The sequence below is a fragment of the uncultured Clostridium sp. genome, from assembly GCF_947036855.1.
Taxonomy (GTDB): Bacteria; Bacillota; Clostridia; order Clostridiales; family Clostridiaceae; genus Sarcina.
Genome location: NZ_CAMQRY010000080.1, coordinates 1 through 11,871 on the forward strand (window position 1 = coordinate 1; position 11,871 = coordinate 11,871).

Sequence of the window (11,871 nt, forward strand, 5' to 3'; positions counted from 1 at the left end):
CTACTGGACTTGGTGCTAAAGTTCTACTTATTGAAAAACATAAAATGGGTGGTGATTGCCTTAATACTGGGTGTGTCCCTAGTAAAGCGTTACTTAAACTTTCTCATGGCATTAAACATAGCAATAACTTAAATAAATTTGGAATAAATATTAAATCTGAAACACCAGACCTAAAAACTGTTATGGACTATGTTAGAGCCTCAATTGGGAAAATTGAACCTAAAGATTCTAAAAGTAAATATGAAAAAATTGGAGTAAAAGTTTTATTTGGAGATGCCACTCTTCTTTCAGAACACGAAGTTACTATAAATAATTCAACTTATAGTGGTAAAAATATTGTCATAGCTACAGGATCTAGACCTTTTATACCCTCTATTGATGGTCTAGAAGATATAGACTATCTAACTTCTGAAAATGTATTTGAACTTGATGTACTACCTAAAAAATTGATGGTTATCGGTGCTGGACCTATTGGTCTTGAACTTGGGCAAGGCTTTTCAAATTTAGGTTCTGAAGTTCATATTATGAATAGAACTGATAAAATATTTTTAAATGATGATGAGGAAGTTGGACCTTTTATGCTTGATAAACTTAATGAAGATTTAATTTTCCATATGGATACTCAAATTTTAAAAATATCAAAAATGAATGATAAAGTAGAAGTTATTGTTTCAAAAGATGGTAAAACATCAGTAGTCGAAGTAGATAATATTTTAATTTCAACAGGTAGAGCTCCTAATATTGAGGGACTCGGACTTGAAAAAGTAGGTATCCTAACAAATAAACGAGGTTACATAAGTACCGATTTAAAAATGAGGACTAATATAAAAAACATCTATGCCTGTGGTGATATAAGTGGTAACTTTGGATTCACTCACATGGCAGGTTATGAAGCTGGGATTGTTATAAGAAACTCTATTTTTAAATTCCCATATAAAGCTGACTACACTAAAGTTGCTTGGACAACTTTCACTTCTCCATCAGTTGCACATACTGGCTTAACAGAAGAAATGGCTAAAAAGCAAGGTGTTTTTGGAAGTAAAATAGTTTTAGATTTTAAGGGTAATGATAGATTTATGATTGAAAATGAAGATGGATTCATAAAGGTCATTTTAGATAATAAAGGCAGAGTTTTAGGTGCTACTATCGTAAGTGACGATGCTTCTGAACTTCTTCATTCTTTTAGCTTACTTATACAAAGAAAACTAAAAATAACTGAATTTATGAATCTTATAATTCCTTACCCTATGAGAGGTGATATTTTAAAAGAATTATCAATAATCAAATCAAAAGAAATGCTTACACCTTTCACTAAAAAGCTTATAAAAAATGTATTCTTAAAACTTTAAGATAAAAAGGAGAAGTCTAATTTTTTTAGACTTTTCCCTTTTATCTTTTATCTTTTTACAACTTTAGTTTGAATTTTTTTAACCATTCTTGCCATAAAAATATATGGCATAAATTTAGATATTAAAATAGCAAGCTTATTCATAGTCCCTGGAACAATTATAGCCTTATTTTTCATAAGTCCTTTATACCCTATTTTTGCAACATCATCTGAACTCATAGCTACACTCAAATCTTCTTTACCAGCTTTCTTACAAAACTCAGTTTTTGTTGCACCAGGACATAAAGCTACAACTTCTATATTATAGTCTGAAACTTCTTCTCTTAATGCAACAGATAGTGATAATACATAAGCCTTACTTGCATAATAAACGCCTATCATTGGTCCTGCTTGAAATGAACCTGTTGATGCTACATTTAATATTTTTCCACTACTATTTTTTTTCATATGATTAATAGCTAAATATGAAAGTCTTGTTACCGCCCTCATATTTACCTCCATAGTAAATTCATGTGCGTCAAAATTAATATCTGAAAATTCACCATTATATCCAACTCCAGCATTGTTTATAAGTATATCAATTTGTGGATATTTCCTCTCAATACTTATCCACAGATTTTCTATATCTTCTCTCACTGAAAAATCTGCACACTCTATAAAAACTTCTACATTATATATATCATTAAAATCTCTCTTAATTTCTTCAAGTTTTTTTCTATTTCTACCAGCAAGAATAATATTGTATTTCTCTTTTGCAAATATTTTTGCAAATGAATATCCAATACCACTTGTAGCTCCTGTTATCAAAACATATTTCTTCATAATATTCTCCTATATTTCATCACTAATCTTTTCTATATTTTATCATTCTTTAATATTATTTTTTATTATAATAAAATACAAATCAATTACATTCAACTTTTTTAAATTAAATATACATCCTTTTTAATCCATCAATTCTATAATACAGCATATATTAACCCAATAATTATATTTAAATACATTTATTAACTCTATATCCTAAGCTTTTTTCATAAATTTTGAATCTTTATTGTTATACACTTATTAGCTCTGCTATAATAATGAAGTATTATTTTTATAATATGGGTGGGTGAGGGATACAGATTAACGGAGATGAACAAATGAAAAGAATTTTCAAATTAGAGGAACATAACACAAATGTTAAAATTGAGCTTATGGCTGGTTTAACATCTTTCTTTGCAGCAGTTTATATTGTTGTAGTTAATGCTAGTATATTAAGTGATGGAGGAAAAGGGATGCAGCCCCTAATCATAGCAACAGTCTTAGCTTCTGTAACAGGATGTTTACTTGTTGCATTTATGAGTAATGCCCCATTAGTTATTATGCCAGGAATGGGAATCAATGCTTTATTTACATATACTATAGTGCAAACTATGGGACTATCTTTTGAACAAGCCTTAACAGCGGTTGTTGTTTCAGGAATATTATTTACAATTATCGCTCTAACTCCCTTATCAAATTTACTTGATAAAGGAATTCCACATTCACTTAAAGCTGCTATTACAGTTGGTATAGGATTATTTATAACATTTCTTGGACTTCAAAAAGCTGGACTTGTTATAGGTGATAAAGCTACATTACTTAAAATGGGTAGCCTTGGGCAACCTCATATATTAGTATTTGTACTAACTTTAATTCTTATGGTTATATTATTTATAAAAAAAGTACCAGGTAACTTCTTAATAGGAATCATCTTTGGTACAGTTTTATCAATAATTCTTGGTGATACAAACTTTAGTACAGCCGGATTTGCAATTCCAAGTTTTGCAGACTACCACACAATATTTTTTAAATTTAATATTGCTGGTATGGGTGATTTAAACTTTTGGATAGCAGTTTTCTCACTTACTTTAGTATTAGTATTTGAAAATGTTGGGCTTTTACATGCTCAAGTAAACGGAATGCTTGATGCTCCACATAAAAATAAAAAAGCACTTAGTGCTGTTGCATTATCAACTATTGCATGTGGAATTTTCGGTACTAGTCCATCAGTTTCAACTGTTGAAGGACAATCTGGAATAATTTCTGGTGGTAAAACTGGACTTACAGCAGTAGTTGCTGCATTCTTCATATTACTATCACTATTTTGTATTCCAACAATAACACTAATACCAAATGCTGCAATTGCACCAATTTTAATAATAATTGGTTCACTTATGATGTCTAACATAAAAGAAATCAACTTTGATGATTTCGCTGAGTCATTCCCAGCATTTATACTACTTGCTTTAATACCTCTAACATTTAGTATTGTTGATGGTATGGCATTTGGATTTATACTTTATCCAATTACACAAATTTGTGTTAAGAAAGGAAAACAGGTTCCAATACCAACTTATGTTGTATCTGCAATATTCCTGTTATACCTACTTATACACGCATTCAATATATAGAAAAAATGACTATCTCACATCTGAGATAGTCATTTTTTATAACTTTATTTAATAAAATTTTAAGTGCTTTATTCAAAAATTTCGCCCCCATTTTTCCTTTGTTTAATATCCATATTCATTATACATAATAAAATCTATATTTAAAAATTGTTCCATTTTATATAAAAACTTTCTAAATGTTATTTCTAAAAATCATTAACACTTAAGCGATATTAGTAATAATATATACTATAAAAAAGAAATATGGAGGAATTTGAATGTTTAGTAATTTAAGCACACACGAAATCGTAAATGTTGGTCACTTAATCGCTCAAGAAATATATTGTAATTGCCCCGAGGAGGCTCATGTTTATGAAGCTCTTGCAAAGCAAATATATATTAGTCTTGAAAATCTTGAAAAAGCTGATAAGTGCAAATGCCACAAATCATGCAAGTGCCATAGATAATGGTTATATTAATTTTAAAAACAAATATGCTTTTATATTTTAACTTATAAATCTTTCTTGATTAAAATGATAGCTGGAAGAACTAAGTAGGCTACTATACCTAAACAGTATCCAAGTATCTGCATATTACCAAAAAACTCCATAACATTTCACACTCCTTACCTTATAAAAGTCGTTTAAATCTTTTCATATAAAGGACTTTTACAGCCTGACTTAATATGAAATAGAACACTATTACAAGTGCTAAGAATATAAAGTATTTCGGATCCATATAAACCATTCCAACTGCATGTCCTATGTCAGTGTATGGAAGTGCCATACCTATTACAATAGAAACTACAATTGCAATATTAAGTTGCCATGATGGATTACTCTTAAGGAATGGTATCTTCTCTGTTCTTAGCATATAAAGAACTAGAACCTGTGTTAAGAATCCTTCCATAAACCAACCTGTTTGGAACAGATGTTGGCTATATACAGTTGCACCATGTGCTCTGTATATAAACCACATAACAATAAATGTAGTAATATCAAACAGTGAATTTGTTGGTCCAAAGACTATCATAAACTTTCCAATGTCTTTAGCATTCCACTTTCTTGGTCTTAAAATTAACTCTTCATCAACATTATCCCAAGGTATTACAACCTGAGTAATATCATAAACTAAGTTTTGTATAAGAAGTTCTAAAGGAAGCATTGGTACAAAAGGAATAAATATACCTGCTAAAAGACAACTTATAGCATTTCCATAATTTGAACTTGCTGTTATCTTTAAATATTTAGTAGTATTAGCAAATATTTTTCTACCTTCTATAATTCCCTCTTTAAGAACCATTAAATCTTTTTCAAGTAATATAACATCAGCAGATTCTTTAGCTATATCTACAGCTGTATCAACAGAAATTCCAACATCAGATTCTTTTAAAGCAATGGCATCATTAATACCATCTCCCATAAATCCAACAATCTTATCTCCATTTTTAAGAACTCTAACTATTCTGGCTTTCTGAAGAGGATTAAGCTTTGCAAATACATTGGTTCTCATAGCAAGTTTAAATAATTCATCATCAGAAATATTCTCTATTTCTGGTCCTAAAACAATATTAGTAACCTTTATACCAACTTGCTCACAAACTTTTTTCGTAACAATCTCATTATCTCCAGTTAAAACCTTAACTTCTACACCATAATAATTTAGAGCTTTAATAGCATCTGCTGAACTTTCTTTAGGTGGATCAAGGAATCCTATAAATCCAACAAGAATCATATTATTTTCATCAGAAACTCCAAACTCTCTACCAGTTTCTTGATTTCCTTTTCTTGAAACTCCAATAACTCTCATACCTTGTAAGTTAAGCTTTTTAACTTCATGACGTATTTTACTTTCAAGTTCTTTTGTAATTTCAACAATTTTACCATTAATCTGTGCATGAGTTGATACAATAAGCATTTCTTCTAAAGCACCCTTTGTTATAAGTTCTGCCTTTCCTGTACTGCCCTCATTTATAACAACAGACATTCTTCTTCTTGTAAAATCAAAAGGAATATCATCATATCTTATAATTTTATCATTGAACTCTGTAAAGTTTTTTTCTGTACCTTTTTCAATAATTGCTTTATCTATAACATTCTGAAGTCCTGATTGGAAGAAACTATTTAAGTATCCATATCTTAAAACTTCATCATCTTCTATACCTTCTAAATTCATATATTGTTCTACAACAATTCTATCATCTGTTAATGTACCAGTTTTATCTGTACATAAAATTTCCATTGAACCAAGATTTTGTATTGCACTAATCTTTTTAACAACAGTTTTTTTCTTTGCCATCATAACAGCACCCTTTGCAAGGTTTTCTGAGACAATAGTTGGAAGCATAACAGGAATAAGTCCTATCGCAGTTGAAGCTGCAAATAATAGTGAAGTCATAAGACTTCTTGTTTGATAGTAATCTAAGAAGAATACTAACGGAACAATAATAAACATAAATATAAGTAGCATTCTTGCTACATTATCAACACTCTTTTCAAAACTTGTTTTCTCATCAGCTTCATCAAGTGAACTTTGCATAGCACCAAAATAAGTATTTGATCCAGTCCCAATAATAATTCCTACTCCATTTCCACTAACAACACTCGTTCCAAGTAAACATAAGTTTGTATACTCACCAACTTCTGTACTCTCTGATTTATTTGTTGTATGTTTTTCAACAGGCTCTGACTCTCCTGTTAAAGCTGACTGACTAACAAAAAAATCTTTTGCAGATATAAGTTTAATATCTGCTGGAATTATATCACCAGTTGTAAGTTTTACTATATCTCCCATTACTACATCTTCCATGTTTATTCTTTCAAAATCATTTCCATTTCTTTTGACTAAACATGTAGTTTTTATAAGCCCTTGCAAGGCATTTGCTGCCTTTTCAGACTTATACTCTTGAACAAAAGTAATAGTTCCACTTGCTAGTATTAATATAACTATAATTATAAATTGTGAATAAGTCCTTTGCCCTGCTGGTACAAATAATGGGCACATACTAGTTAAATACGTTATAATTCCAATAACTACAAGTACTGCAACAAAGGCATTCATAAATGCATTGAAAAACTGAACTATTGGATGATTATGCTTTTTACCACTTGTTTCATTCTTTCCATACTTTTTAATATTTTGAGCTACTATATCACTTGTTAATCCATTTTCTGAACTTCCAAACGTACCATAAAGAAGTTCATCTGAAGAGTAACTGTGATTATGTAAGCTTTTAGAAACTCTATTAAAAATTCTTTTATCAAACTCTTTTTTCTTTCTAGCCATAAAATATTTCTGTCATAAAGATATTTTCATATCCTCATACTTTGTTCAGTAAAACTCGCTACTTTTCTACCAGTTCTCTAATGAACTTCTTATGCTCTCACATAAGCACAGACTATATCACCACCTATGATTTAGGTGCTCCCCATTTCCCCTAGCTTTAGGGTACGAGCCTTCGCTCTAGTCGTTGAACGTTTTCCTATTCGGAGCTTCGCTGCTGATTATCCATTATAAAATTACTTAGTAAAATATAGCTATTATTTTATTAAGTAATCTAGCACTTAGGATTTAACCTTATGCCATCCAACCAATTCTTTCTACTTTCGTAACATTCAAGCTAAGGTATATTTCACCCTCACTTTGTAGTTTGATTGACTTTAGGAACTTCCAGCAATTAGAGGAGTTTTGGATAGATACATCTATCACTCTACACTCTTTGTGAATGTAGGGAGCATTTAATAATTAGAATATAGATTTTATATTCTAACCTACTAAAAAGTTACTCCTATTCTATATATTTTTATACTTACTTTTCTTAATTGCATGCTAAAGTAAATTTTCTATTTGAAAACTTTTTTCTAATTGAGAATACATTTTCAACAATTGTAAATGTATTTTAGCATCAAAAACATTTTAATTAAATACAAAAATATTACAACTTTTTAGTAATAAAAGTATACTTTGATAAATTTAATATTACTTTTATTTTTATTTATCCTTTTAAAACACCTTTTTAATATTAATTCAACAAAAATATAGCTAGTTATTTACTAATTTAGTATAAATTTATGAATTTATTTTGAACACATTTTTTAAACACAAAAAAATAAGGCTATCTCAATGTTTAAGCAAAGTTAAACATTAAAACAGCCTCTATAATTAAAATTTATTTTAATAATTTTTCCATATCATCTTCAACATTTGTTATTCCAGAGATACCAAAATTCTCAACTAGAACGTTAGCAACATTTGGTGATAAGAATGCTGGAAGTGTTGGTCCAAGGTGAATATTTTTAACTCCAAGATGTAATAATGATAATAATACTATTACTGCTTTTTGCTCATACCAAGCAATATTATAGCTTATTGGAAGTTCATTAATATCTGTAAGTTCAAATACTTCTTTAAGTTTTAAAGCAATCATTACTAATGAATATGAATCATTACATTGTCCTGCATCTAAAACTCTTGGTATTCCACCGATATCTCCAAGATTTAATTTATTATATTTATACTTAGCACAACCTGCTGTTAAAATAATTGTATCCATTGGAAGTGAACTTGCAAAGTCTGTATAATAATTTCTTGATTTAGCTCTACCATCACACCCTGCCATAACAAAGAATTTTTTAATAGCTCCTGATTTAACTGCATCTACAACCTTATCTGCTAAAGCAAAAACTTGTGCATGTGCAAATCCACCAATGATTTCTCCTTTTTCTATCTCAACTGGAGATTGACACTTTCTAGCATGTTCTATAAGAACTGAGAAATCTTTAAGCCCATCTTTACCTGCTGATATATGTTTCATCCCCTCATATCCAGCTGCTCCTGTTGTATAAACTCTATCTTTATAACTATCTTTTGGAGGAACTATACAGTTTGTTGTCATAAGAACTGGTCCATTAAAACTTTCAAACTCTTCTTTTTGTTTCCACCAAGCATTTCCGTAGTTACCTACAAAATGACTATATTTTTTAAATGCTGGATAGTAGTTAGCTGGAAGCATTTCACTATGAGTATAAACATCTATTCCTGTTCCCTCAGTCTGCTTTAATAATTGCTCCATATCTTTTAAATCATGTCCTGAAATTAATATAGCTGGATTATTTCTAACTCCTATATTAACCTTTGTGATTTCTGGATTACCATATGATTCTGTATTAGCTTTATCAAGTATAGCCATTCCATCAACACCTAGTTTACCCATTTCAAGAACCATACCTGTTAAAGTCTCTCCTGAAAGCGAATCATCAAATGTTGCTACAAGCATTTTTTGCATTTCAAAGTTTACTGTTGCATCTTCATATCCAAGTGCACTAGCATGCTTTAAATATGCACATAATCCTTTTGAACCATAAACTATAAGTTCTCTTAAACTTCTAACATCTTCATTTTCTGTTGCTAAAACTCCAACTGTTTCAGCTTTTTCAAGAATCTCAGCTCTAGTTTCACCAGTCCAAATAGCTGCTTCTACAAGATTTTCAAGATTTCCACCAAGTGCTACTACTTCTGCCTTAAGCTGCTCTCGAGTTCTTATAGTTTCTTTAATTCTTTCAATAAAAACTGCATTATCAAAGTTTGCATTTGTTATTGTTGTAAATAAAGATTCAACTATATATTTATTTATAACTTCATTTGTTATATTGACATCCTTAGCTCTAACAGCAACATCACATAATCCCTTTGTTAAATAAACTAGCATATCCTGTAACTTAGCAAGCTCTGGACTTTTTCCACAAACCCCTTGAACTGTACATGCTGTACACCCTGCTGTCTCTTGACATTGGAAACAAAACATTTTCTTTTTCATATAAAACACTCCTCTAAATTTCTATTTATATAAACTCACTTTAATTGCATCTTTTATGCACAATTAAACTTAAAATTCGTTGTAATTTGTAAACTTTCTTATCTCTATAATCTATACTATCATCTCCTATAAATAAAGTCGGTAACCTAAGTTACCATTGAACAAAATTCTATTTTTTACCTTTATGAACTAAAATTCATCAAAAGTTTACGCATATTTATGCATATTTTGTATATTTTTATGCATTTAGTGTTGATTGCATATTTTTTTTTATGTATAATTATTTTAGAAATTAAAATAAATTATTTTAGGGGGGGTTTTAATGCTAGAAGTTTCAAAAAAAATAGAAAAGAAGACTTATAAAGCATCAGAAATTTGTAAGTTTGCAATACCATCAATAATAGGAGTTTTATTATTTATGATTCCTATCAATACAAAAGATGGTCTTACAATTCCAGTTGCATTCTTTTCTGGACTAGTTAGTAATGCACTTGAGACTTATCTTCCAACTATTCTAACAGCAATAATCACACTTACAGCTGTTATGTCAGCAATCACAATCTTTATTAAACCTAAATTTATAGTGAATAATAAAACACTTTTCTCACTATTTAATACAACAAAAATTTGGTTTGTTGCTAGATTAGTTGGATCAATATTCGCAATTTTAACTCTTTTAGGGGTTGGACCTAAATTTATAATTAGCGAAAATACAGCAGGACTTGTTCTTACAGGACTTCTGCCAACATTATTTGGAGTATTCCTTTTTGCAGGATTATTACTTCCACTACTTTTAAACTTTGGACTTTTAGAATTTTGTGGCTCATTACTTACTAAAGTTATGAAACCTTTATTTGGACTTCCAGGGCGTGCATCAGTTGATTGTATAACATCATGGATTGGAGATGGAACTATAGGGGTTCTTCTTACTTCAAGACAATATGAGCAAGGTTATTATAATGAAAAGGAAGCTTGTACAATTGGTACAGCATTCTCAGCAGTTTCTATAACTTTCAGTTTTGTTATCATATCACAAGTTGGACTTCAGCATATGTTTGTACCTTTCTACGTTACAATTTCAATAGCAGGAATTGTTGCTGCTATGATACTTCCAAGAATCGGACCTTTAAGAAAGAAATCAAAAAAATGCTACAATGATGTAGAACATAAAAATACAGAACTTATTCCTGAGGGGTTTAATTCTTTCACTTATGGAGTTCACTTAGCTGTAGAAAAAGCTAGCCAAAACAAAGGAGTTAAGCATCTAATATCTGAAGGTATACATAATGTTTTAGATATGTGGATTGGAGTTCTTCCAGTAGTTATGGCAATGGGTGGCTGTGCTCTTATACTTGCTGAATACACACCACTATTCAAAATACTCGGAATCCCATTTATACCATTATTCTGGCTTCTTAGAATTCCTCATGCAACTGAGGCAGCAGGAACTATTCTTGTTGGATTTGCTGATATGTTCCTACCTTCAGTTATAATAGCTCAAGATGGAATTGCAGATATCACTAAATTTGTAGTAGCTTGTGTTTCAGTAACACAACTTATATACATGTCAGAAGTTGGTAGTGTACTTCTTGGGTCATCAATCCCTATAAGTATAAAAGAGTTGTTCTTGATTTTCATACAAAGAACTCTAATAACACTTCCAATAATTGCGATTATCGCACACATATTATTTTAAACCCAAAAGCCTATCTCAAAATTTTGAGATAGGCTTTTATATTATCTTCTTGCGTGATTAAACATTGGATCAACTAGATTATACTCATAAGTTAATCCATTTACTATTCCAACAACCTTCTCATTATCATATAAATCTAATAAGAATTTAGCCATTTCATTTGCTGTGTGGAATTTTTTCATATGTTCTTTATAACTAAACTCTTTAGTATCAAGAGCATTTATAGCAAACTCTGTTTCTGTAGCTGCTGGTGCTAAAACTTTAGCTCTCATTTTTGAACTTCTAAATTCAAGCTCTTTAGCAAGTCCCTCTGTAAATGCACTAACATAAAACTTTGTTGCACAATAAGTTACATTATCTCCAACCATTGTATAACCACCTGCTGATGATATATTAATTAATTGTGTCCCCTCTATATTTTCATAATCTCTAACATATAAAGTTGATAATACAGTTAATGCTTCAATATTCAGTGAAAGCATATTGTGTATTTTATCTAAATCTTGCTCTGCAACTGTTGATCTATCTCCGAACCCTGCATTATTTATCCATGTTTCTATATCTAATTCTTTTAACTCTTCATATAACTTATATACAT

Annotated in this window: 8 protein-coding genes; 4 read left to right on the forward strand and 4 right to left on the reverse strand. The window is 30.0% G+C overall.

Translation table 11 applies throughout. The annotated features are described in order from the left end of the window. A partial coding sequence (locus tag Q0V15_RS08885) for an NAD(P)/FAD-dependent oxidoreductase (RefSeq protein ID WP_297438121.1) occupies positions 1-1,349 on the forward strand: 1,349 nt, incomplete at its 5' end. 47 nt (positions 1,350-1,396) lie between these two features. Here the strand turns inward: Q0V15_RS08885 and Q0V15_RS08890 are convergent. Continuing rightward, positions 1,397-2,170: an SDR family oxidoreductase gene (locus Q0V15_RS08890; protein WP_297438123.1), complete on the reverse strand. Its 774-nt coding sequence runs from the start codon at positions 2,168-2,170 to the stop codon at positions 1,397-1,399. Positions 2,171-2,490: 320 nt separating this feature from the next. Between Q0V15_RS08890 and Q0V15_RS08895 the strand changes: the two genes are divergently transcribed. Together Q0V15_RS08895 and Q0V15_RS08900 are read left to right on the forward strand one after the other, a co-directional pair. Beyond that, the gene (locus Q0V15_RS08895) at positions 2,491-3,783 is read left to right on the forward strand and encodes an NCS2 family permease (protein ID WP_297438126.1); all 1,293 of its coding nucleotides are present in this window, start codon (positions 2,491-2,493) and stop codon (positions 3,781-3,783) included. A 257-nt stretch (positions 3,784-4,040) separates the two neighbouring features. Beyond that, positions 4,041-4,229 carry a hypothetical protein gene (locus tag Q0V15_RS08900; RefSeq protein WP_297438128.1) on the forward strand — a complete coding sequence of 63 codons (189 nt, stop codon included), beginning with the start codon at positions 4,041-4,043 and terminating at the stop codon, positions 4,227-4,229. A 163-nt stretch (positions 4,230-4,392) separates the two neighbouring features. Here the strand turns inward: Q0V15_RS08900 and mgtA are convergent, their stop codons facing one another. Together mgtA and hcp are read right to left on the reverse strand one after the other, a co-directional pair. Then, positions 4,393-7,047 carry a magnesium-translocating P-type ATPase gene (mgtA, locus tag Q0V15_RS08905; RefSeq protein ID WP_297438130.1) on the reverse strand — a complete coding sequence of 885 codons (2,655 nt, stop codon included), beginning with the start codon at positions 7,045-7,047 and terminating at the stop codon, positions 4,393-4,395. Positions 7,048-7,930: 883 nt separating this feature from the next. Further along, entirely contained in the window at positions 7,931-9,577 is a 1,647-nt protein-coding gene (hcp, locus tag Q0V15_RS08910) for a hydroxylamine reductase (RefSeq protein WP_297438132.1), read from the reverse strand. A 322-nt stretch (positions 9,578-9,899) separates the two neighbouring features. On the opposite strand from hcp, the gene Q0V15_RS08915 reads away from it, so the two are divergent. Next, the gene (locus Q0V15_RS08915; protein ID WP_297438134.1) at positions 9,900-11,273 is read left to right on the forward strand and encodes a YjiH family protein; all 1,374 of its coding nucleotides are present in this window, start codon (positions 9,900-9,902) and stop codon (positions 11,271-11,273) included. Between the two features lie 41 nt (positions 11,274-11,314). On the opposite strand, the gene Q0V15_RS08920 is transcribed toward Q0V15_RS08915, so the two are convergent. Further along, positions 11,315-11,871, reverse strand: a 557-nt coding sequence (locus Q0V15_RS08920; protein ID WP_297438137.1) for an SDR family oxidoreductase, incomplete at its 5' end; no start/stop codon positions are given.

Coding starts and splice junctions, on each gene's coding strand:
- Q0V15_RS08890 (WP_297438123.1), bottom strand. CDS start 2,170: ATGAAGAAATATGTTTTGATAACAGGAGCTACAAGTGGTATTGGATAT.
- Q0V15_RS08895 (WP_297438126.1), top strand. CDS start 2,491: ATGAAAAGAATTTTCAAATTAGAGGAACATAACACAAATGTTAAAATT.
- Q0V15_RS08900 (WP_297438128.1), top strand. CDS start 4,041: ATGTTTAGTAATTTAAGCACACACGAAATCGTAAATGTTGGTCACTTA.
- hcp (WP_297438132.1), bottom strand. CDS start 9,577: ATGAAAAAGAAAATGTTTTGTTTCCAATGTCAAGAGACAGCAGGGTGT.
- Q0V15_RS08915 (WP_297438134.1), top strand. CDS start 9,900: ATGCTAGAAGTTTCAAAAAAAATAGAAAAGAAGACTTATAAAGCATCA.
- mgtA (WP_297438130.1), bottom strand. CDS start 7,047: ATGGCTAGAAAGAAAAAAGAGTTTGATAAAAGAATTTTTAATAGAGTT.